22 protein-coding genes are annotated in these 21474 nt (G+C 70.7%); 14 read left to right on the top strand and 8 right to left on the bottom strand.

What is annotated here, in order from left to right; genetic code table 11:
- Window positions 1-102: 102 nt before the first annotated feature.
- Window positions 103-2277: a primosomal protein N' gene (locus AAG895_RS18885; protein ID WP_345793506.1), complete on the top strand. Its 2175-nt coding sequence runs from the start codon at window positions 103-105 to the stop codon at window positions 2275-2277.
- A gap of 31 nt (window positions 2278-2308) precedes the next feature.
- On the opposite strand, the gene AAG895_RS18880 is transcribed toward AAG895_RS18885, so the two are convergent.
- The gene (locus AAG895_RS18880; protein WP_345793505.1) at window positions 2309-3217 is read right to left on the bottom strand and encodes an ROK family protein; all 909 of its coding nucleotides are present in this window, start codon (window positions 3215-3217) and stop codon (window positions 2309-2311) included.
- Window positions 3218-3237: 20 nt separating this feature from the next.
- Window positions 3238-3885 carry a carbonate dehydratase gene (gene can, locus AAG895_RS18875; RefSeq protein ID WP_345793504.1) on the bottom strand — a complete coding sequence of 216 codons (648 nt, stop codon included), beginning with the start codon at window positions 3883-3885 and terminating at the stop codon, window positions 3238-3240.
- Between the two features lie 234 nt (window positions 3886-4119).
- On the opposite strand from can, the gene AAG895_RS18870 reads away from it, so the two are divergent.
- The 6 genes from AAG895_RS18870 (at window position 4120) to AAG895_RS18845 (ending at window position 9005) form a co-directional block, all read left to right on the top strand.
- Window positions 4120-5106: a TerB family tellurite resistance protein gene (locus AAG895_RS18870; protein WP_345793503.1), complete on the top strand. Its 987-nt coding sequence runs from the start codon at window positions 4120-4122 to the stop codon at window positions 5104-5106.
- A 126-nt stretch (window positions 5107-5232) separates the two neighbouring features.
- On the top strand, window positions 5233-5625 hold the full coding sequence (locus AAG895_RS18865) for a hypothetical protein (RefSeq protein ID WP_345793502.1): 393 nt from the start codon (window positions 5233-5235) through the stop codon (window positions 5623-5625).
- A gap of 15 nt (window positions 5626-5640) precedes the next feature.
- Entirely contained in the window at window positions 5641-6003 is a 363-nt protein-coding gene (locus tag AAG895_RS18860; protein WP_345793501.1) for a PepSY domain-containing protein, read from the top strand.
- Window positions 6003-6665: a response regulator transcription factor gene (locus AAG895_RS18855; RefSeq protein WP_345793500.1), complete on the top strand. Its 663-nt coding sequence runs from the start codon at window positions 6003-6005 to the stop codon at window positions 6663-6665. The genes AAG895_RS18860 and AAG895_RS18855 overlap by 1 nt, the downstream gene beginning before the upstream one ends.
- Window positions 6653-8053 carry a sensor histidine kinase gene (locus tag AAG895_RS18850; protein WP_345793499.1) on the top strand — a complete coding sequence of 467 codons (1401 nt, stop codon included), beginning with the start codon at window positions 6653-6655 and terminating at the stop codon, window positions 8051-8053. The genes AAG895_RS18855 and AAG895_RS18850 overlap by 13 nt, the downstream gene beginning before the upstream one ends.
- Window positions 8054-8171: 118 nt before the next feature.
- On the top strand, window positions 8172-9005 hold the full coding sequence (locus tag AAG895_RS18845) for an aldo/keto reductase (RefSeq protein WP_345793498.1): 834 nt from the start codon (window positions 8172-8174) through the stop codon (window positions 9003-9005).
- A 26-nt stretch (window positions 9006-9031) separates the two neighbouring features.
- Here the strand turns inward: AAG895_RS18845 and AAG895_RS18840 are convergent, their stop codons facing one another.
- Genes AAG895_RS18840 through AAG895_RS18830 form a run of 3 tightly spaced genes read right to left on the bottom strand, consistent with a single transcriptional unit; the run spans window position 9032 to window position 11454 of the window.
- A complete protein-coding gene (locus AAG895_RS18840; RefSeq protein ID WP_345793497.1) occupies window positions 9032-9754 on the bottom strand; it encodes a uracil-DNA glycosylase family protein in 723 nt (240 codons plus the stop codon).
- A gap of 3 nt (window positions 9755-9757) precedes the next feature.
- Window positions 9758-9916 (bottom strand): hypothetical protein, encoded by a 159-nt coding sequence (locus tag AAG895_RS18835; RefSeq protein ID WP_345793496.1) that lies wholly within the window; start codon window positions 9914-9916, stop codon window positions 9758-9760.
- On the bottom strand, window positions 9916-11454 hold the full coding sequence (locus tag AAG895_RS18830) for an MFS transporter (RefSeq protein ID WP_345793495.1): 1539 nt from the start codon (window positions 11452-11454) through the stop codon (window positions 9916-9918). Before AAG895_RS18830 ends, AAG895_RS18835 begins: the two co-directional genes overlap by 1 nt.
- A gap of 202 nt (window positions 11455-11656) precedes the next feature.
- Here AAG895_RS18830 and AAG895_RS18825 point away from each other — a divergent pair, with 202 nt between their 5' ends.
- Window positions 11657-11974: a hypothetical protein gene (locus AAG895_RS18825; protein WP_345793494.1), complete on the top strand. Its 318-nt coding sequence runs from the start codon at window positions 11657-11659 to the stop codon at window positions 11972-11974.
- Window positions 11975-11978: 4 nt separating this feature from the next.
- Here the strand turns inward: AAG895_RS18825 and AAG895_RS18820 are convergent, their stop codons facing one another.
- From AAG895_RS18820 to AAG895_RS18810, 3 genes are all read right to left on the bottom strand, one after another.
- A complete protein-coding gene (locus AAG895_RS18820; RefSeq protein ID WP_345793493.1) occupies window positions 11979-13703 on the bottom strand; it encodes a hypothetical protein in 1725 nt (574 codons plus the stop codon).
- Between the two features lie 102 nt (window positions 13704-13805).
- Entirely contained in the window at window positions 13806-14396 is a 591-nt protein-coding gene (gene metW, locus AAG895_RS18815; protein ID WP_345793492.1) for a methionine biosynthesis protein MetW, read from the bottom strand.
- 83 nt (window positions 14397-14479) lie between these two features.
- Window positions 14480-15607, bottom strand: a complete 1128-nt coding sequence (locus AAG895_RS18810) for a homoserine O-acetyltransferase (RefSeq protein ID WP_345793491.1) — start codon at window positions 15605-15607, stop codon at window positions 14480-14482.
- 196 nt (window positions 15608-15803) lie between these two features.
- On the opposite strand from AAG895_RS18810, the gene thiS reads away from it, so the two are divergent.
- The 6 genes from thiS (at window position 15804) to AAG895_RS18780 (ending at window position 21460) form a co-directional block, all read left to right on the top strand.
- Window positions 15804-16007: a sulfur carrier protein ThiS gene (thiS, locus tag AAG895_RS18805; RefSeq protein WP_345793490.1), complete on the top strand. Its 204-nt coding sequence runs from the start codon at window positions 15804-15806 to the stop codon at window positions 16005-16007.
- Between the two features lie 209 nt (window positions 16008-16216).
- The gene (locus AAG895_RS18800; protein WP_345793489.1) at window positions 16217-17002 is read left to right on the top strand and encodes a thiazole synthase; all 786 of its coding nucleotides are present in this window, start codon (window positions 16217-16219) and stop codon (window positions 17000-17002) included.
- Window positions 16999-17733, top strand: coding sequence for a tRNA (guanosine(46)-N7)-methyltransferase TrmB (trmB, locus tag AAG895_RS18795; protein ID WP_345793488.1), 735 nt, complete (start codon window positions 16999-17001; stop codon window positions 17731-17733). The genes AAG895_RS18800 and trmB overlap by 4 nt, the downstream gene beginning before the upstream one ends.
- Window positions 17734-17762: 29 nt before the next feature.
- Complete coding sequence (gene sppA, locus AAG895_RS18790) at window positions 17763-19604, top strand: signal peptide peptidase SppA (RefSeq protein WP_345793487.1); 1842 nt, start codon at window positions 17763-17765, stop codon at window positions 19602-19604.
- A 76-nt stretch (window positions 19605-19680) separates the two neighbouring features.
- Window positions 19681-20313 carry a YbhB/YbcL family Raf kinase inhibitor-like protein gene (locus AAG895_RS18785; protein ID WP_345793486.1) on the top strand — a complete coding sequence of 211 codons (633 nt, stop codon included), beginning with the start codon at window positions 19681-19683 and terminating at the stop codon, window positions 20311-20313.
- 211 nt (window positions 20314-20524) lie between these two features.
- On the top strand, window positions 20525-21460 hold the full coding sequence (locus AAG895_RS18780) for a cobyrinic acid a,c-diamide synthase (RefSeq protein WP_345793485.1): 936 nt from the start codon (window positions 20525-20527) through the stop codon (window positions 21458-21460).
- Window positions 21461-21474: the final 14 nt, after the last annotated feature.

The following is a 21474-nucleotide window of genomic DNA, read 5'->3' as shown; positions in this document are numbered from 1 at the left end:
CATTTCCGGCCAGAGACTTGATGCGCTTATCTCCATCCAGCCTCACGAAATCCGCGTAAGCGACTGAAGCGAAAGCCGATTCCGAATACTCCCCGTTGCACCATGGCCATCGTCCGCGTCGCCCTGCCGATCCCCCTGCCGCAAGTCTTTGATTACGTTGCGGCAGATGCCTCGCCGGCGGACGTCGGCCGGTGCGTGAAGGTGCCTTTCGGACGCGGTGAACGCACCGGGTTGATCGTCGCCCTCGGCGACGAGGCCGAGGTCGAGCAGGGGCGGCTCAAGGCGGTGCATCACATCCAGCGTGCGGTTCCGGCACTGCCGGCGGACTGGCTCGAGCTGGTCGGCTTCGTCGCGCGCTACTACCACGCCCCGCTCGGCGAGGTGGTCGCGCTGGCGCTCCCGCCCGGCCTGCGCCGCGCCGACGGCGTCAGCGACGAGGACGAGGACCCGGTGCTCGAGATCGCGCCCGCCGGCCACGCCGCGCTTGCCGCTGCGCGGCGCGCCAGCAGGTCGCTTGCCTTGCTGCAGGCGCTCGCCGGTGGCGGCGGGCCCTGGCGGCGCAGCGTGATCCGTGCGCTCGAGGCTGGCGAGGCCGTGGGCGATCTGCTCAGGCGCGGCTGGCTCGCGGTGGCGGCCCAGGCCGGTGACCGCCACGCCACCGGCGTTCTGCCCACGCTCACCACCGAGCAGGCAGTGGCGGTCGAGGCCGTACTCGGTGGCGGGCAGGGCTTCAACGCCTGGCTGTTGCACGGGGTCACCGGCAGCGGCAAGACCGAGGTCTATCTGCGTCTGGCAGCGCACATGCTGACGCAGGGGCGACAGGTGCTGATGCTGGTCCCCGAGATCGCGCTCACGCCCCAGCTCGAGCAGCGCGTCGCCGGCCGCTTCGCCGCAGCCAACGTGGTGAGCCTGCATTCCGCGCTTGCCGATGGCGCCCGCTCGCGCGGTTTCGTCCAGGCCCTGAGCGGGCGCGCCGACATCGTGCTCGGTACCCGGCTGGCGGTATTCGCGCCGCTGCCGCGGCTGGGGTTGATCCTGGTGGACGAGGAGCATGACGCCTCCTACAAGCAGCAGGAGGGCGTGCGCTATTCCGCCCGCGACCTCGCCGTGTGGCGCGCACGCCAGCGCGCGGTCCCGGTGGTGCTCGGCTCGGCCACGCCCGCGCTCGAGACCTGGCACCACGCGCGCAATGGCCGCTATGCGCTGCAGACGCTGGCCCAGCGTGCGGTGGCGGCGACGCTGCCCGGCGTGCGCTGCATCGACACGCGGCGGATCAAGCTCGACGAGGGGCTCAGTCCGGCGCTGCAGGCGGCGATCGCGCAGCGCCTCGAGCGTGGCGAGCAGAGCCTGGTGTTCCTCAACCGCCGCGGCTACGCGCCGGTGCTGTCCTGTCCTTCATGCGGCTGGGTCAGCCGCTGCCCGCACTGTTCGGCCAACCTCGTCGTCCATCTCGCCGACCGTCGCCTGCGCTGCCACCACTGCGGTTGCGACGGGCCGATCCCGCACGCCTGCCCGAGCTGCGGCAACCAGGACATCCAGCCCTTCGGCCGTGGCACCCAGCGCATCGAGGCGCGCCTGACCGAGCTGTTCCCGCAGGCGCGCGTGCTGCGCGTGGATCGCGACGCTGCGCGCACGCGCAGCCAGTGGGAGAAGCTTCTCGAGACGATCGCCGCCGGCGAGGCCGACATCCTGGTCGGCACGCAGATGATGGCCAAGGGCCATGACTTCCCCAAGCTCACCCTGGTCGGCGTGATCGGTGCCGACGCCTCGCTCCATGCCGCCGATTTCCGCGCCCCGGAGCGCCTGTTCCAGCAGCTCATGCAGGTCGGCGGCCGCGCCGGACGCGGCACGCTGCCCGGCGAGGTGCTGATCCAGACCGAATACCCGATGCATCCGCTCTATCAGCATCTGGCGCGCCACGACTTCGACGCCTTCGCGCGCATGGCGCTGCAGGAGCGGCGGGCGGCGGGCTTCCCGCCCTTCACCCATCAGGCGATGCTGCGCGCCGACGCGCCTGCGCTCGACGACGCGGTGAGCTTCCTGCGCCATGCGCGCCGGCTCGCCGAGACGCTCGCGCCCGCCGCGGTCCGCATCTTCGACCCGGTGCCGATGCGCATGACCCGGCTGGCGCGCCGCGAGCGCGCCCAGCTCCTGGTCGAGGCCGACCAGCGCGCGCCCTTGCAGGCCTTCCTCGCCGACTGGGTGGCCGTGCTGTATCGGCAGCGCACCGCGCGCGAGCTGCGCTGGCAGCTCGATGTCGACCCGCTCGAGGTCTGAGCCCGGCGCCGGATTCGATCGCGTCCCGCGTTCAGGACCCCGGCGGCCACAGCCATGCCGCGCCGCGCACGCCCGAGGCGTCGCCATGGGCCGCCGGCACGAGGCGGGTGCACACCGCGTCCGAGAACACGTGAGGCAGCCACAGCCGCGGCACGTTCGCGTACAGGCGCTCGATCCGCGACAGCCCGCCGCCGAGCACGATCACGTCGGGGTCGAGCAGGTTGATCACCCCGGCGAGGGCGCGCGCCAGCCGCGCTTCGTAGCGCGCCAGGCTGTCCGCGCAGGCGTTGTCGCCGGCTGCTGAGCGGGCGACGATCGACGGGGCATCGAGGGCGTGACCGGTGTGACGCAGGTGATCGGCCGCCAGGCCAGGCCCGGACAGGTAGGCCTCGATGCAGCCCGCGCGTCCGCAGTAGCAGGCCGGCAGGGGCAGGTCCGCTGCCGTGGGCAGGGGCAGCGGATTGTGTCCCCACTCGCCGGCCACGGCGTTTGCGCCCACGAGCAGGCGGCCCCCCACGACGATGCCGCCGCCCACCCCGGTGCCGAGGATGGCCGCGAACACCGTCTCCGCGCCGGCGCCTGCGCCGTCGGCGGCCTCGGACACCGCCAGGCAGTTGGCGTCGTTGGCGAGCCGCACCGGGCGGCCGAGTGCGGCCTCGAGATCGCGTTGCAGCGGCTGGCCGTTGAGGCACACCGAGTTGGCGTTGCGCATGCGGCCGTCACGCCGCGCGGGCGAGCCCGGTGTGCCGATGCCGACCGTGGCGGTGGCGCCCGTCTGCGCTTCGGCGTGCGCCACTAGCCCGACCACGGTGCGCAGGGTGGCGGCGTAGTCGCCCTGGGGCGTGGGCACGCGCTGGCGCCAGCGCACGTGGCCGTCCGCGCCGAGAACGACGAGCTCGATCTTGGTGCCGCCGAGGTCGATGCCGATGCGCGTGCTCATCTGCGTGTCGCGCCCGGGCGTCAGTCGGCGCGCTCGACGGCGTTGCGGTAGCGTGCCATCGCTTCCTCGCGGCTGCCGGCGCTGACGCCGAGGTCGCGTACCAGACCGTCCTCGAGGCTGTAGCACCAGCCGTGCACGGTCACGCTCTGGCCGCGCTGCCAGGCCTCGCGCAGCACCGAGGTCTGGCACACGTTGACCACCTGATGCATCGCGTTGAGCTCGCACAGCCGGTTGGCACGGGCGACGGGGTCTTCGATGCGCCCCAGGCGGTCGAAGTGGCGGTCGCGCACGTCCTGGATGTGACGCAACCAGTTATCGGTGAGGCCGGTCTTGTTGTCGTTCATCGCCGCCTTGACGCCTCCGCAGCCGTAATGGCCCACGACCAGGATGTGCTTGACGCGCAGCATCTCCACCGCGTAATGGATCACCGAGAGCGCGTTGAGGTCGGTGTGCACCACCACGTTGGCGATGTTTCGATGGACGAAGACCTCGCCCGGCGCCAGGCCGACCACCTGGTTGGCGGGCACGCGGCTGTCGGAGCAGCCGATCCACAGGTATTCCGGGGATTGCTGCTTGACGAGCCGGCTGAAGAAGTCGGGATCCTCGGCGTGCATGCGTTCGGACCAGTTGCGGTTGTTGGCGAAGAGGTGTTCGATGGAGTGCGGCATGGGTTCTTGCAGTTCCGGCAGTGCGGGCGGCGGAGGGGTGCGAGATTATGGAGGTCGCCGCGACCTGCTGCCAGTCCATGGCCGTCTCGCATCACGATAGGCGTCGCGTCGCAGGCTGAACCTTTCCGGCTGGCGACGTTCAGTTCCCGTTCATGATCCCGTGCATACCGTCGTGCCCGGGCCGGTGGCTGCAGCCGCCGACCATCCCCTCACGCATCCAGCAGGAGCAGTGCAATGAATATCGGACAAGCCCGTTCCCTCGTCGCCATCTGCCTCATGGCCGCCTTTGCCGATGGCCGCCAGGACGCCGACGAGCGCGAGCATGTGCGCAAGGTGGCCGAGTCGCTCGGTCGCGACCTCGAGATCGACTTCATCACGCTCTACCAGGATGTGTTGCTCGGCAGGCTGAGCCTCGAGGCTGCGGTGGCGGCGCTCGACGAGGCTGGCCTGCGCCAGCTCGCCTTCGAGCTCGCAGTCGGCGTCTGCGAGGCCGACGGCAGCCACGACGCCGGCGAGACCGCCTTCCTGCAGCGCCTGTCGGGACTGCTGGGGCTGGAATCGGGTGCGGCCGAGCGCTTCATCCACGAGGCCGAAGCGGTTGCCGAGGCGCCCGCGGCGGGCGAGCTGGCGGCGCTTCCCGGTTTCGACGCCAGCGATGCCGCCGTGCCGGCCGCGCCTGTCGGCAGGGCGACCGCCCCGGCACCCGATGCCGCCGAGCTCGACCGCATGATCCTCAACGCCGCCATCCTCAATGGCGCGCTCGAGCTGCTGCCGCAGTCGATGGCCTCGATGGCGATCATCCCGCTGCAGGTGCGGCTGGTGTATCGCATCGGCAAGGCCCACGGCTACGAGCTCGACCGCGGCCACATCAAGGATTTCCTCGCCACCACCGGGGTCGGCATGACCGGACAGTACGTCGAGCAGTTCGGCCGCAAGCTCATCGGCGGCCTGCTCGGCAAGGTGCTGGGCGGCGCCGGTCGGGCGATCGGCAGCCAGGCCACCGGCTCGGCCTTTTCGTTCGCCACCACCTACGCGATCGGCAAGGTCGCGCGCCAGTACTACGGCAGCGGCCGCACCCTCGACGCTGGCGCGCTGCGGCAGAGCTTCGGCGGCGTGCTCGAGCAGGCCAAGGGCCTCCAGGCGCGCTACGCGCCCGAGATCGCGGAGCGCGCACGCACGATCGATCTGAAGCGACTCACCGCCGAACTGACCCGGGTCTGAGACGCGTTCACGCCGCATTCAGGATTGGCCGCCTATAGTGGGAATCAGGGACCGGGGCGCGCTTCGGAGGCCGCGGTCGTGTTCGATCTTCGACCATTACAGGAGTGGATGATGTGCACGAGAGCGATGAGTCTTTCCGGCCTGATTGCCGCGCTGTTGCTGTCAGGCAGCGCGATTGCGGCCGCGCCGGCACCGGAGACGATCTTCGGCAGCCAGTTGATGACCGAGCAGGAACGCACGGTCTACCGTGCCCGCATGTGGGCGGCGGAGAGCGAGGAGGCGCGGGCCGCGATCCGCGCCGAGCATCACGAGCAGATGCGCGCGCGGGCGCAGGCGCAGGGGCTGAGCCTGCCCGACGCTCCGCCCGCCGCCGGCGCTGGGATGGGGCGCGGCATGGGACCCGCAGCGGGTCCCGGACGCGGCATGGGGCCAGGCCCGGGGATGGGACGCGGCATGGGGCCAGGATCCGGAATGGGGCCCGGTCCCGGCAAGGGCCTTGGCCCGGGTCGCAACCAGTAGGTGGTCGCGAACGCCATGCGCGCCCTGATCCGTGCCCGCCCCGTCGTCTGGGTGCTGGCCGCGGTCGGCGTGTTCGCGCTGTCGGGCGGAGCGTCGTGGGCAGACGGTTCCTCCGACCACGAGCGCGCCCGCCGGGCGCTCGAGGCAGGCGAGGTGATGCCGCTGCGCGCGGTGCTCGCGCACCTCGAGCAGGATTACCCGGGGGAGGTCATCGAGGTCGAGCTCGAGCGCGAGGACGGCGCCTGGGTGTACGAGATCAAGCTCATCCGTACGGGGGGCGACGTCCTCGAACTCGAGCTCGACGCGCGCGACGGGGCGCTCAGGCGCATCCGTGGCCGTGACGTGCGCGCCGCCGGTGCGCGCGAGGGGGGACGCTGATGCGCGTCCTCGTCGTCGAAGACGAGCCCACGCTTGCACGCCAGCTCGCCAGCACGCTGCAGACCGCGGGCTATGTCGTCGATTCCGCCGCCGACGGGCGCGACGCCGGCTATCTCGGCGAGGTCGAGAGCTACGACGCGGTCGTGCTCGACCTCGGTCTGCCACGGGTTGACGGGCTCACCGTGCTCAAGCGCTGGCGTGCGCAGGGGCGCGCGATGCCGGTGCTGATCCTCACCGCGCGCGGCGACTGGCACGAGAAGGTCGCCGGCATCGACGCCGGCGCGGACGACTACCTGACCAAGCCCTTCCACATGGAAGAGCTCCTCGCCCGCATCCGCGCGCTCATCCGGCGCGCGGCGGGGCAGGCGACGGCGGAGATCGCCTGCGGACCGCTGGTGCTCGATACCCGGGGTGGCCGGGTCACGGTCGATGGCCAGCTGCTCGCCCTCACCAGCCACGAGTTCCGCGTGCTGTCCTACCTGATGCACCACCTCGGCGAGGTCGTTTCCCGCAGCGAGCTCACCGAGCATATCTACGCCCAGGATTTCGACCGCGACTCGAACACCATCGAGGTCTTCGTCGCCCGCCTGCGCAAGAAGCTGCCGCCCGGCTGCATCGAGACCGTGCGTGGCCTGGGCTACCGGATGACATGCCCGCAGTGAATCCGGCGTCCGCACGCGGGGGCCTGGGCTCGCTGCGCCTGCGCCTGCTCGCGGGCACGCTGGTATGGGTGGCCCTGACCGTGGTGGTCGCCGGCTGGGGCCTGGGGCGACTGTTCAACGAGCATGTCGAGCGCCAGTTCAACGCCGAGCTCGGCACCCATCTCGAGCAGCTCGCCGCCCAGCTCACGCTCGATGTCGACGACCGGCCGGCGCTGCGCGGCGCCCTCAGCGATCCGCGCTTCGCGCGCCCTTACTCCGGGCTCTACTGGCAGATCGACGGTATCGACCCGGATCGCCGCGGCGCGCTGCGCTCGCGCTCGCTATGGGACGGGGTGCTGGTGGTGCCGGGCGACCGGCCCGCCGACGGCGAGCGTCATGTGCACCAGGCGGAGGGGCCCGACGGTGCGCGCCTGCAGCTCGTCGAGCAGGCGCTGCATCCCGCCGAGCGCCCGGAGCTGCGCCTGCGCCTGATCGTCGCGGCGAATGCGGCGCTGATCGACGAGCCGGTGGCTCGCTTCAACCGCCTGCTGGTGCTCGCCCTCGGGCTGCTCGCCGGGGGGCTGGCGGTCGCCGCCCTGGTGCAGGTTCGAGTGGGCCTGCGCCCGCTCGCCCGCCTGCGCGATGGACTGGCGGCGGTGCGCGACGGCCGCGTCGGCGCCATCCAGGGGCGTTTCCCCGCCGAGGTCCAGCCGCTGGTCGATGAGTTCAACGCGGTGCTCGTGCGCAATGCCGAGGTGGTGGAGCGGGCGCGCACCCATGCCGGCAATCTCGCCCACGCAGTGAAGACGCCGCTCGCGGTGCTCGCCAACGCAGCCGAACAGGCCGCCGATGACGCCGCTGCCGCGACGCTCGCCCGCCTGGTGCGCGAGCAGGTCGGGCTGGCGCGCACCCAGGTCGAGCACCACCTCGCGCGCGCGCGCGCAGCGGCGGCGGTGGGCGTTCCGGGGCAGCGCACGCCGCTGCGCCCGGTGATCGAGGGGCTGCTCCGACTCATGGGCAAGGTCCATGCGGCGCGTGCGCTGCAGTTCGAGCTGTCCGCCTGCGACCCACAGCTCGCCTTCCGTGGCGAAGCGCAGGATCTGCACGAGATGCTCGGCAATCTCATCGACAACGCCAGCAAGTGGGCGGCGCGACAGGTGCGGGTGCAGGTCGACGTGCACGGCAGCGAGCTCGTCGTCCGCATCGACGACGACGGCCCGGGCCTGCGCGCCGAGGCGCGCGAGGCCGTGTTTGCGCGCGGGGTGCGCGCCGACGAGCGCACGCCCGGGAGCGGTCTCGGGCTGTCGATCGTGCGCGAGCTCGCGCAGCTCTATGGCGGCGGGGTGGCACTGCTCGCCTCCCCCCTCGGCGGCCTGCGCGCCGAGTTGCGCCTCCCGCTGGCGGCGTGAGCAAGATGTCCGCGACCCCGGAAGCCACGGCCGGCGGGGACGCGAGCCGGCGACGGTGCGTGACGCGGGCGCGCGGATGTGGAATCCTGTCGCCTCCAGTCAGATTCTCGAGATTCCCATGAAAATCGCTCCCGCCCCCATGCTCACCCTCTCCAACGGCGTCGACATGCCCCAGCTCGGCCTTGGCACCTGGCCGATGAACGACGCCGAAGCCGCCGAGACCGTCGCCCTGGCGCTGGACATCGGCTACCGCCTGATCGATACCGCCGAGAACTACGAGAACGAGCGCGGTGTCGGCGAAGGCATCCGGCGCGCCGGCATCGCCCGCGACGAGGTCTTCGTCACCACCAAGTTCAACCGCAAGTGGCACAGCGTCGACGGTGTGCGCCAGGCCTGCGAGGCCAGCCTCGAGCGCCTCGGGCTCGACTACATCGACCTCTTCCTGGTGCATTGGCCGAACCCGGATCAGGGCCGCTACGTCGATGCCTTCGAGGGCCTGATCAGGCTGCAGGAGGCCGGCCTGGTGCGTGCGATCGGCACCTCGAACTTCAAGCCCGCCCACCTGCAGAAGCTGTTCGACCGTGGCCTGTGCCCGCAGGTGAACCAGATCCACCTGGATCCGTGGCACGCTCGCACCGACCACGTCGAAGTACATGAGGCGCACGGCATCGTCACCGAGTCGTGGAGCCCGCTTGGCCGCGCCAACGCGATGCTGGCAGACCCGGTGATCGCCGACGTCGCCAGGCACTACGGCCGCAGCCCGGCGCAGATCGTCCTGCGCTGGCACACCCAGCTCGGCTACGTGCCGGTGCCGAAGTCCTCCAGCCCGCGGCGCCTGGCGGAGAACCTCGACATCTTCGGCTTCGAGCTCACCGCCGAAGAGCTGGCGGCGATCAGCGCGCTCGACCGCCCCGATCCCGGCATGCTCGACTCCGACGTCTTCGGGCACTGAGCCCGCGACTGCCGCAGGCGCCGGCCTCAGTCCCGCCAGATGCCGAGTTCGTTCAGCTGCCGCGTCGCCGCCTCGGCCCAGCCGCGGTTGGCGGCGGGGCTGGCCGGGCTGGGGTGCAGGATGCGGCCGAACTTCAGCCCGGGCAGGCCGGCGAGCGCCTCGGTGGCGCGCTTCTCCGCCCAGTTGCCGATGCCGATCACCCATTCCGGCTCGAGCGTCTCGATCGCACGGCGCAGATGCGCATCGCAGGCGGCCAGCAGCGGCCGCTGCTCGGCCATCGGCAGCTTGTCCGGGGTGAGGTTGCGGCCGCCCTCGAAGAACACCAGCGGGCAGTAGTTGGCGACGAAGTGCCCGGCGAAGAAGGCCTCCGGCGTGCCGAAGCGGGCGCGGAACAGGCCCCACAGGCGCTGGCCGCTGACCTCCGAGCGCGCGCAGGCGAAGCCTTCCACCGGCCGCTTCGGATTGCTGACACGGGGCTGGCCGACCGGGCCCTCGAGGCCGAGCCAGTCGCGCGCGCTGCCGATCTCGCCGAAGGGCACGCCGATCTGCGCCATGCCGAAGGGGCCGGGGTTCATGCCGACGAAGACCACCCGCTTGCGCCCCGCCCCGTAGGTCTCCAGGTAGCGCCGATGCACCGCCCAGGCGTAGTCGAGCGGGTTGTAGACGTGGGTGACGGGGGCGCCGAAGGGCAGGGCGTCCACCGCGGCCGACAGTTCGCGGGCGGCGTCGATCAGGGTCTGTGCGGTCATCGGTCAGAACACGAGCTTGAAGAGATGGAGCGCCGCCATGCCGGCGACGATGTTGGCGAGCACGTCGCGCGTGCGCGAGGCCACCGGCACGGCGACCCGCGGCGCCTCGGCGCGGCAGCCGGCGACGAACGCGCCACGCGGGCTGGGGCCGATACGCGTCATCAGTCGTCCACCGCGCCGTCGGTCTGCGGTCGGCCGAGGCGCGCGAGCGCATCGCGCAGCCACCACACCATCACCACGCCGGGCACGGCGACGACGATCGAGAAGATGAAGAAGGCCGGCCAGCCGATGCTCTGCGACAGCACGCCCGACAGCGGGCTGACGTAGATCCGCCCCACCGCGGCGAAGGCCGACAGCAGCGCGTAGTGGGTGGCGGTGAAGTGCTGGTTGCACAGCCCCATCAACAGCGCGACGAAGGCCACCGTGCCCATGCCGCCGCTGATGTTCTCGCCGGCGATCACCGTCAGCAGCAGCAGGTCGAGCGCCGCCGGCGCATCGAGCGCGACGAAGCCCCAGTCGAAGGCCGGCACCATCACTGCGCCCCAGGCGCCCTTGCCGAGCTGGGCGAGCAGGTAGAAGCCGAAGTTCGACACCAGCTGCAGCACGCCGAACAGCAGCAGCGAGCGGTACAGCGCCAGCCGCGTCATGATCAGCCCGCCGATGAAGGCGCCGAGGATGGTGAGCCAGATGCCGATCACCTTGTTGGCGATGCCGACCTCTTCCTGCGAAAACCCCATGCCCTTGATCAGGAAGGGCGTGGTGAGGCTGCCGGCGAAGGCGTCGCCGAGCTTGTAGAGGATGATCAGCGCCAGGAAGGCGGCCGCGCCCTGCTGCGCGAAGTAGCTCGACAGCGAACGGTTGAGCGTCTCGAAGCCGGCGCGCTTGGCCGCCCACCACGCCAGCGGCAATGCGAGCGCGATCTCGGCCATCACGAACAGGAGCTGGATCCAGCGGTTGGCGTCGTTCGGATCGAGGCCGATCAGGATCAGCGCCTGGCGGGCGATCCAGTAGCCGGCGGCGACGCCGGCGAGCATCGCGGCAAAGCCGATCAGTTCGCGCTTGGGGTCGGAGGCGAGCGGCTTGAGCGCCGCCGACACCCGCGGCAGCGCCAGCAGCGACACCGCGCCGCAGCCCGCCATGATCAGCGCCATGGTCTCGTAGACCCGCGGCCAAGACGCCCACTGCCCGGCCCAGATCAGCGCGATGCCGCCGGACAGGATCATCGCCAGGCGGTAGGCGAAGACGTGCACCGAGGCGCCCAGGCCGCGCTCCTCTTCGGGCAGCAGGTCGGTGCGGTAGGCGTCGACCACCACGTCCTGCGAGGCCGACAGGAAGGCGATCGCCACCGCGGCGGCGGCGAACAGGCCCGGCGTCGCGGTGGGCGACAGGCTCGCCATCCACCACAGCAGCGCCGCCAGTGCGAGCTGGGTGAGCGCCAGCCAGCCGCGGCGGCGGCCCAGCCAGGGCGGCTCGAAGCGGTCCATCAGCGGCGCCCACAGGAACTTGAAGGTGTAGGGCACGCCCACCAGGCCGAAGAAGCCGATGGTCGCCAGATCCACGCCGTCGACCGTCAGCCACGCCTGCATCGCCTGGCCGGTCAGCGCCAGCGGCAGACCCGAGGCGAAGCCGAGCACCAGGATGGCCGACAGGCGCCAGGCGCGTGCGGCGGAGGTCGGGGCGGACGAAGTGGTGGGGGACAAAGGTGCGGACAACGGACGGGCAGCGGGGTGGGTGGGGCGACGGGCGTGGCGATCGAAGGCGGGGCGTTGCGGGGCCGCGCATTATCGCAGATCATCCGCGGCCCTCTGGTTTACACAATTCGATACTTTGCTTGCGTCCGGCCGTCTCTGCGCCAACAATGCCGGCAAAGCCAAAATCCCCGATTCGAGGAGGTAGTTTTCCATGTCCTACACCGTGACCGTGGTATTCGGCGGTGAGCGCGAGTATGAGTTCTCTCTGCACGACGCCGAGGTGGTGTCGACCACCAAGGATCAGGCGCGCAGCTGGTTCGCCAAGGAGTTCGAGGATCTCGAATGCACGCCTTCCAACCCGATGGGCAAGGTGCTCGTGCTCGACATGGTGCTCAACGTCGCCAAGTACGGCGGCGAGGGGCGTTTCGAGCAGGGCGGTGAATGGGCGAAGAAGTTCGCGCTCATGACCGCCGCCGCGCTCGACCGCCCGGCCGTGCGCGTGGATGTCGCGTCTTTCGTCGTCGGCTAGGACTTCAGCCCTGCACCGGCCGTGACGGGCCGAGCGCGCCGGCGAGGGCCGCTGTCAACCGTGCCACCGTCGCCTCGCCCTGGTCTTCCAGCAGCCGCAGGCGCGGCTCCGACGCATGGCGGTTGGGCGAGTCGGGCCGGGCTGCCTGCCACAGCGACGCGACGGTCTCCTCGATGAAGCCGCGGGGCGCATCGGCATCGACCAGCACCAGCACGCGCTCGAGCGGGACATGGTCGAGCAGCTGCTGCAGCTCGTAGCGGCAGCCCTGGTTGTGCGGCGCGAACCCGCGCAAGTCCATCAGCACCACGTCGGCAGCCTGCGCCAGGCGCAGCATGGTCGGACGCCAGGTGTCGTCGTGGCAGAAGAACTCGTTCACCCGATGGCGTCCGTCAGGGTCGGGTCCGAGCGCGCGCGCCGCGAATCGCCGCGCCAGGTCGGGCTCGTCGCGCACGAACTGACGCGATAGCCGGCCGCCGACGAAGTCGAGGAATTCATGCGGCTCGACCGCGGTGGTGACGAGGTCGGGGCCGGCGATCATGTCGATGCTGCCGATGCGCAGCCAGCGCTTGCCGAGCCCGTCGAACAGGCGTTCGCTGCGCGCCCCGAGGGCGAACACGCGCAGCAGCAGCAGGCTGGGCGCGGCACCCTGCGCGCGGCCGAGCCCCGCGAGGCGGAAACCCACCGTGGTGACCAGCTTCCAGGCCGCGAAAGCGATGGCTCCGCTCGTGAGCCAGGCGAGACCCTCGAAGGCGAAGCTCAGCGTCTGCACCACGGCGAACAGCAGCCACAGGGCGTCCAGCGTCAGCATCTGGTCGCTGCTGCGCCGGGTGACATGGCGTCGGCCCAGCCACTTCAGCGCCTGCCAGCCGATCACCGCGGCGAGCAGCGCACCGGCCAGCATCAGCCCCCAGAAGATCTGCGCCCCACCAAGGCCGAGCAGGCTGCCGAGTTCGACGATCCGGCGCAGCGTCGCCTCGCTCTGTCCGGCCAGCCCGACCGCCAGTTGCGAGCCGGCGACCGCCACCACCATGAAGGCAAGCACCAGCGGCCCGACCGCGCGGATGCGGCGATGCAGGAAGGCGAGCAGCAGCAGGGTGGCGGGCAGGTTGGTGATCGCCCAGAACTGCGCGAGTTCGAGCGCGGACAGGGTCGGGTTGCGCGCCAGGCCCCAGCCCGAGAAGGCGAACAGCATCGCCAGGTAGGCCAGGCCGACCGCCAGGCGCTGACGCGTCGTCGTCGCCGCCAGCAAGCCCACGGCGAGCGCGGTGGGCCAGGCGTAGCAGGACAGCAGCCACAGGAAGCGCGCGAGCACGAAGCCGCCGTCGGCCCAGCTGAAGTGCATCCACGCGCCGCTGAGCACCACGGCATAGGCGAGGCCGGCGGCCACCTGGATCAGGACCGCCGCGCGCAGCGAGCGCGCCATCGTGCCAAGCAGTGGGGCTGGACCGGCGGCGATGTCGCTCGGTGACAGTCGCTCGAGGCGCAGCGGCGCGGGCTGGGGCATCGGCGCGCCACGAAGGGGCGCAGGTGGGGCAGGGGGCGTGCGCTCGGCTGCCCGCCCTTCGCCCGGCCCGGATGCTGCGGCCGTGCGCGCCATCGAGCGCAGCACCGCGCGCCGGTAAAGGGCGAGCAGGGCCAGGCACACCGGCAGGGTCAGGACCGCCGCGACCAGGATCAGGCCGGGCAGTGCGCCGGTGGCGATCAGCACCGCTTCGTTGCCAGCGGCCATCGCCGCGTCCTCCGCGAGCCGGCGAACGCCCGCTGCGTCCGCCCCTCTCACAATATAGGCGCAGGTCCGAGGCGCGGTCGATCCCGGCGCCCGGTCGCGTCCTCAGCCGTTGCGGCCGAGCCGGTACACCGCCACGCTGGCGAGGAAGTTGGGCTCGTCGAGCATCAGCTTGCCTTCGTCGAAGGCAAGCCGCTCGCGCACCGCGATGCCGTTCATCTCGCACAGCGCGTCGAAGTCGGCAATGGTGAAGAAGCGCACGTTGGGCGTGTTGTACCACTGGTGCGGCAGGCTCTCCGACACCGGCATGCGGCCGTTGAGGATGCTCTGGCGGTGGCGCCAGTAGCCGAAGTTGGGGAAGCTCACCACGGCCTCGCGGCCCACGCGCAGCATCTCGGCGAGGATGCCCTGGGTGTTGTGCATGGCCTGCAGCGACAGGCTCATGATGACGTGGTCGAAGAAGCCGTCCTCCAGGCCGACCAGGCCCTTCTCCAGGTCCATCTGGATCACGTTGATGCCGTTCTCCACGCTGGCCTGCAGCTTGTCGGGGTCGTTCTCGACGCCGTAGCCCTGCACCTGGCGCACGTCCATCAGGTGGCGCAGCAGGGCGCCGTCGCCGCAGCCGAGGTCGAGCACCTTCTCGCCGGGCTCGATCCACTGGGTGATCACTTCATAGTCGTAGCGGTAGGAGGTCATATCAGTATGCGCCGAGCCGTCTCAAGCGTACTGACGCCCCCTCGGGGGGCAGCGAACGCAGTGAGCGTGGGGGTTGTGTCATTTCATACCTCGATGCGGTCGAACCAGGCCGACAGCAGCTTGTGGTAGCGCGGCTCGTCGAGCAGGAAGGAGTCGTGGCCAGCCGGGCAGTCGATCTCCGCGTAGCTGACGTTGCGGCGGTTGTGCAGCAGGGCGTAGACGATCTCGCGCGAGCGCTCGGGCGAGAAGCGCCAGTCGGTGGTGAAGGACACCACCAGGAAGTCGGCCGTGGCGCGCGCCAGCGCGGCCGGCAGGTTGCCGCCGTACTCGAAGGCGGGGTCGAAGTAGTCGAGCGCCTTGGTGGTCAGCAGGTAGGTGTTGGCGTCGAAGTAGCCGGCGAACTTGTCGCCCTGGTAGCGCAGGTAGGACTCGATCTCGAACTCGACGTCGTAGCTGTAGGTGTTGCGGCCGTGGCGCAGGCTGCGGCCGAATTTCTCCGCCATCGAGTCGTCGGACAGGTAGGTGATGTGGCCGACCATGCGCGCCAGCTTGAGGCCGCGCGCCGGCACCACACCGTGTTCGTAGTAGTGGCCGCCGTGGAACTCGGGGTCGGTGAGGATGGCCTGGCGGGCGACCTCGTTGAAGGCGATGTTCTGCGCGGTGAGCTTGGGTGCGGCGGCGATCACCGCGACCTGGCCGACGCGCTCCGGATACTGCAGCGCCCACGACATCGCCTGCATGCCGCCGAGCGAACCGCCGACGATCGCGGCGAAGCGCCGGATGCCGAGGCGGTCGGCCAGGCGCGCCTGCGATTCGACCCAGTCCTCGACGGTGACGAAGGGGAAGTCGGCGCCCCACAGCTTGCCGGTGGCGGGGTTGATCTGGTTGGGGCCAGAGGAGCCGTAGCAGCCGCCGAGGTTGTTCACCCCGATGACGAAGAACCTGCGGGTATCGAGCGGCTTGCCCGGGCCCACCAGGTTGTCCCACCAGCCGACGTTGTGCGGGGCGTCGGCGTAGGTGCCGGCGACGTGGTGCGAGCCCGACAGCGCGTGGCACACCAGCACTGCGTTGCTGCGATCGGCGTTGAGCGTGCCGTAGGTTTCGAAGACGAGGTGGTAGGCGTCCAGCGTGCCGCCACTGCGCAACGGCAGCGGTTCGGTGAACTCGGCCCGCTGCGGCGCGACCACGCCGACCGATTGGGGTGCGATCATTTTCGTCATGTGCAAAACAAAAAACCCAGCCGGCTGCAAACGCGGACTGGGTGCCCTCGCTTTAGCCGTATTTGTTGAGCGCCCGCAAGCTGTTGATCAAATCGGCGCTAGGTGGCTGGAAGTTAGCGCCGGGCCGGCGAAAAGTCAAACCCGCCGGCGTGATACCATTTTTCGCTTCCCGACACCCCCGAACGCCATGATCCAGGTCATTCTCAATGGCCAGCCCGAGACGCTGGCATCCGATCTCACCGTGCATGCGCTGCTCGAGGCGCGCGGCCTCGCCGGCAAGCGCCTGGCGGTCGAACGCAACGGCGAGATCGTGCCCAAGGCCCGCCACGCCGAGGTGAAACTCGCCGACGGCGACACGCTCGAAATCGTCGTCGCAGTCGGAGGCGGTTGATACTTCTGCTTGGAGGCAGGTCCCGTGCGCGCGGTTTCTGTGGGAGCAGTTTCTGTGGGAGCGGGCTTGCCCGCGAATGCAGCGCCTCAGCCTGCGATGTTCGCGGGCAAGCCCGCTCCCACAGGGCGTCGCTCCCAAAGCGCGCTGTCTCCCATTGATCTGCGCCCGGCCATATTCACTCTTCAGACAAACCCTCACAGGTCCCCAACATGAACGACCCCCTGGTCATCGCCGGCAAGGCCTATCACTCCCGACTGCTCGTCGGCACCGGCAAGTACAAGGACTTCGCCGAGACCCGCGAAGCCATCGACGCCAGCGGCGCCGAGATCGTCACCGTCGCCATCCGCCGCACCAACATCGGCCAGAACCCGGGCGAACCCAACCTGCTCGACGTGCTGCCGCCGGAAAGATTCACCATCCTGCCCAATACCGCCGGCTGCTACACCGCCGACGACGCGGTGCGCACGCTGCGCCTGGCGCGCGAGCTGCTCGATGGGCACGCGCTGGTCAAGCTCGAGGTGCTCGGCGACCCGAAGAACCTGTTCCCCAACATGCCCGAGACGCTCAAGGCCGCCGAGACGCTGGTGAAGGACGGCTTCGACGTCATGGTCTACTGCGCCGACGACCCCATCCAGGCGAAGATGCTCGAAGACATCGGCTGCTGCGCGATCATGCCGCTGGCCTCGCTGATCGGCTCCGGCATGGGCATCCTCAACCCGTGGAATCTGCGCCTGATCATCGACAACGCCAAGGTGCCGGTGGTGGTCGATGCGGGCGTCGGGACGGCCTCCGACGCCGCCATCGCCATGGAGCTCGGCTGCGCTGCGGTGCTCATGAACACCGCGATCGCCGGCGCCGCCAGGCCGGTGCTGATGGCGAGCGCGATGAAGAAGGCGGTCGAGGCCGGGCGCGAGGCCTTCCTCGCCGGGCGTATGCCGCGCAAGTTCTACTCGGCCGACCCGAGCTCGCCGACGCAGGGGCTGATCGGTTCATGAGCGAGACGCAGAACGCGCAGGTCGAGATCATCGGCCGCGACAGCCCGGAACACCGCTTCTCCAGCCGCAGCATCCGCAGCTTCGTGCTGCGCCAGGGCCGCATGTCCGAGGCCCAGCAGCGCTACCTCGACGACATGCTGCCGAAGATCGGCATCGACTACCGCGTTGCGCCGCTCGACCTCGACGCCGCCTTCGGCCGTAAGGCGCCGAAGATCCTCGAGATCGGTTTCGGCATGGGCGAGACCACGGCGAAGATCGCCACGGCGATGCCCGACCACGACTTCCTCGGCATCGAGGTGCACACGCCGGGCGTCGGCGCGCTGTGCAAGCTGATCGCCGAGGGCAATCTGACCAACCTGCGGATCATGCAGCACGACGCCGTCGAGGTCATGCGCGACATGATCGCCGACGGCGCGCTCGCCGGCGTGCATCTGTTCTTCCCCGACCCGTGGCGCAAGAAGCGCCACTTCAAGCGGCGCATCGTGCAGGCGGATTTCGTCGCCCTGGTGGCGCAGAAGCTCGCCCCCGGCGGCTACCTTCACTGCGCCACCGACTGGGAAGACTACGCGCACTGGATGCTGGAAATCCTGTCCGCCGAGCCGGCGCTGCAGAACACTGCCGACGGTTTCGCGCCGCGTCCCGACTATCGGCCGCTGACGAAATTCGAAAACCGTGGTCTGAAGCTGGGTCATGGCGTGTGGGACCTGGTGTTCCGCCGCCGTCCCGCATGAAAACGCTCTTCTGACGAGGAAACCGCGGCGTGATACGAGGCCTGTTCCGCTTCATCTACAACGTGCTGCGCATGTTCGTGCGCCTGCTCGACCTGGTCGTGCGCGGTGCCTTCTATGCGCTGCTGATCTTCGGGCTGGGCGTGCTGGTGGCGTTCTTCTTCCACCCCGAGCCCGAGGTGCCGCAGGGCTCCGCGCTGGTGCTGCGGCCGGTGGGGACGATCGTCGAGCAGGCCGAGCTCGAGCCGCCGCTTGCCCTGCTGCGCGCGGGCGGTGCGCCTGCGGGGCAGATGCGACTGGCCGACCTGGTCGAAGCGGTGCGCAGCGCGCGCGACGACGCGCGCATCAGCGCGCTGGTGATCGAGACCGATGAGCTGGTCGGCGGCGGCCTGTCCAAGCTCGCCGAGCTGCGTGCCGCGATCGCCGACTTCAAGGCCTCGGGCAAGCCCGTGCTCGCACGCGGCGAACGCTTCACCCAGTCGCAGTACTACCTCGCCTCGGTCGCCGACGAGCTGCATGTGTCGCCGGACGGCTTCGTGCTGCTGCGCGGCCTGGCGCGCTACGGCAGCTACTTCAAGGACGCGCTCGACAAGCTCGGGGTCAAGGTCCATGTGTTCCGCGTCGGCGAGTACAAGTCGTTCTCCGAGCCCTTCACCCGCACCGACATGTCGGACGAGGACCGCGAATCCACGCGCGATCTCCTCGACGGCCTGTGGCGGATCATGCGCGACGACATCGCCGTAAGCCGCAAGCTCACGCCGGAAGCGGTCGACGCCCATGTGAACGACATTGCCGGTGCGCTGGCCCGCGCGGGCGGAGACGCGGCCAAGGCCGCGCTCGATGCCGGGCTGGTGGACCGCTTCAGCACCCGCGACGAATGGCGCCAGCGCCTGCTCGAGGCGGTCGGCCAGAGCGCCGAGGGCGAGGAGCCGCGCCGCATCGAGGTCGGGCAGTACCTTGCCGTGGTCGAGGCGCAGAAGAGCGCCGCGCCCGCCAGCGTGGCGGTGATCGTCGCCCAGGGCACCATCGTCGATGGCGCGGAGCCCGCTGGCGTGGTCGCCGGCGACACCTTCGCACGCCTGATCCGCGAGGCGCGCGAGAACGACAGCATCAAGGCGGTGGTGCTGCGCATCGACAGCCCCGGCGGCAGCGCCTGGGCCTCCGAGCTGATCCGCCGCGAGCTCGAGCTCACCCGGCAGGCAGGCAAGCCGGTGGTCGCCTCGATGAGCTCGGTTGCGGCCTCGGGGGGATACTGGATCGCCTCCGGTGCCGACGAGATCTGGGCCGCGCCGGCGACGCTCACCGGCTCGATCGGCATCTTCGGCCTGTTCCCGGAGTTCTCCGAACCGCTGCGCCGGCTGGGCATCGGCGTCGATGGCGTGACCACGGCACCGCTTGCCGGCGCGCTCGATCCGCGCCGCCCGCTCGATCCCGCCGCGGCCGAGGCCATGCAGCTCAGCATCGAACACGGCTACCGGCGCTTCCTCGAGGTCGTCGCCAAGGCGCGCAACATGAGCACGGCCGAGGTCGATGCCGTGGCCCGCGGTCGCGTGTGGACAGGCGAGGCGGCCAGCGGGCTGGGCCTGGTCGACAAGCTCGGCGGCCTGCAGGAGGCGGTCGCGGCCGCGGCAGCACGCGCCGGGCTCACCGACTACCAGCTGATATGGCCGGCGGCGGTGGAGTCCTTCGAGCAGCGCCTGCTGCGCCGGCTGCTGCGTGCGGGCGAGGATTTCGGGCTCGATCTGGCCGGGACCGGTGTGGCGAGGGGGCCGCTGGCCGGCCTGGTGGGCGAGGTGCAGCGTTCCACCGCCGACCTGTTGCGCTGGAACGATCCGCGCCACCTGTATCTGCACTGCCTGTGCGAGACGCCCTGAGCGCGCGCAGGCCGTGGCCAACCGAGCACCGCAGCACGACGACCCAGTGTTCACTTCAACTTGCGAGGAGAATGCCTTGAAACTCACCAGCCAGAGCTTCGCCGACGGCGCCCGCATCCCGGGCGAATTCGCCTTCTGCATACCGGCCGCCGAAGGCCACGTCTGCCTCGGCGCCAACCGCAACCCGCAGCTGGCGTGGTCCGACGCGCCCGCCGGCACGAAGTCCTTCGCGCTCATCTGCCATGACCCGGACGTGCCGAGCCGGGGCGACGATGTGAACCAGGAAGGCCGCACGGTGCCGGCCAGCCTGCCGCGGGTGGATTTCTTCCACTGGGTGGTGGTGGACCTGCCCGCCGAGCTGCGCGCGATCGACGCCGGCCACTTCTCCGGCGAGGTCACCCCCGGCGGCAAGCCCGGCCCGGAGACCGCGCTCGGTGCCCGCCACGGCGTCAATGACTACACCGCCTGGTTCGCCGGCGACGATGCGATGAAGGGTGACTACCACGGCTACGACGGCCCCTGCCCGCCGTGGAACGACGAGATCATCCACCACTACGTGTTCACGCTGTATGCGCTGGATGTGCCGCGCTGCGCCGTGGAAGGCCGCTTCACCGGGCAGGACGTGCGGGCCGCGATCGCCGGCCACGTGCTCGCCGAGGCCCGGCTCACCGGCACCTACACGCTCAACCCGGCGCTCGGCGCCACCTAAGCGGCATGCGGGAATGGGACTGCGGGTGTGAAGGGATTGACGCAGCGCCTGCTTGAGCAGCCCCCGTGGGAGCGGGCTTGCCCGCGAATGGCGGATGCCTCTTGTGGCGCGGCTGCATTCGCGGGCAAGCCCGCTCCCACGGGGACCTGCGGCGCGGGGAATCGGGGACTGTCCCCTATTTCCCGCGCCGACAACGCACGCTGAGGCCTCGATGTTCGACTTCCTGCAAGGGCTCGCTTTCGGACTGCTGGTGTCGTTCATGCCCTGGTTCATGGCCGGGCTGTACGACCCGCGGCTGGTCGTGCCCGAGGAGGTGGCCTCGCGCTGGCAGGTGATCCTGCGCTATGCGGTGGCGATGCCCGCGGTGGCGATGCTGCTCTTCCTCACCTCGCTGTGGGGCGGCTTCGGCGCCAGCCTCGGCGGCTGGCTGGCCGGGCTGGCCGCGGTGCCGGTGGAGCTCTTCATCGAAAGACGCTGGCGGCGCTGGCGGGCCGCGCGCGCCGGACGCGATCGCGCCGCCGCCCGCGAACGCCAGCGCCACGACGTCGCCAACGCGCGCCGCGAGCGTGACCTCCTGACCCTGGACCCGGACTTCGCCCCCACCGGCGCCGACACCGTGGTCATGCAGCTGTGGGAGGTCAAGCGCGAGTTGGTCGAACTGCGTCGGCCCGACCTTGCCGTGCAGGCCGACCGCCTGTTCACCCGCTACCACCGCGCGCTCGACGTGCTCGACGACAAGTTCGACGTGCGCGAAGTCACCTACGAGCGCGCCCGCGGCCTGGTCGGCGAGGTCGGCCGCGAGGCCACCGCCGGGCTGGGGGCGATGGTCGAGCTGGTGCACGGCAGCGCTGGCCTGGACGCCGACTTCGTGCGCGAACGGCTCGAGCGCGAGGCCGCGCGCCTCAACCCCACCGAGCGCGAGGCGCTGCGCCGCCGCCTGGCGATCGCCGACGAGACCGAGCGCCGGCTGGCCGAGATCGCCGCCGGCAACGAGGCCGCGCTCACCGCGCTCGACGACGTCGCGGTCGCCGTCGCCCGCATCGACACCGGCCGCGGCCAGGGTGCCGCCGCCGGCAACATGGAGCAGGCGCTGCAGGAACTGCGCCGTTTCGCCGAGCGCGCCGGTCTGTACGGCCGCCAGCCGTGATCCGAGGAGTTTCG

Origin of the sequence: Thauera sp. JM12B12 (assembly GCF_039614725.1) — a bacterium.
Taxonomy (GTDB): Bacteria; Pseudomonadota; Gammaproteobacteria; order Burkholderiales; family Rhodocyclaceae; genus Thauera.
This window is presented reverse-complemented; position numbering and strand designations above follow the sequence as displayed.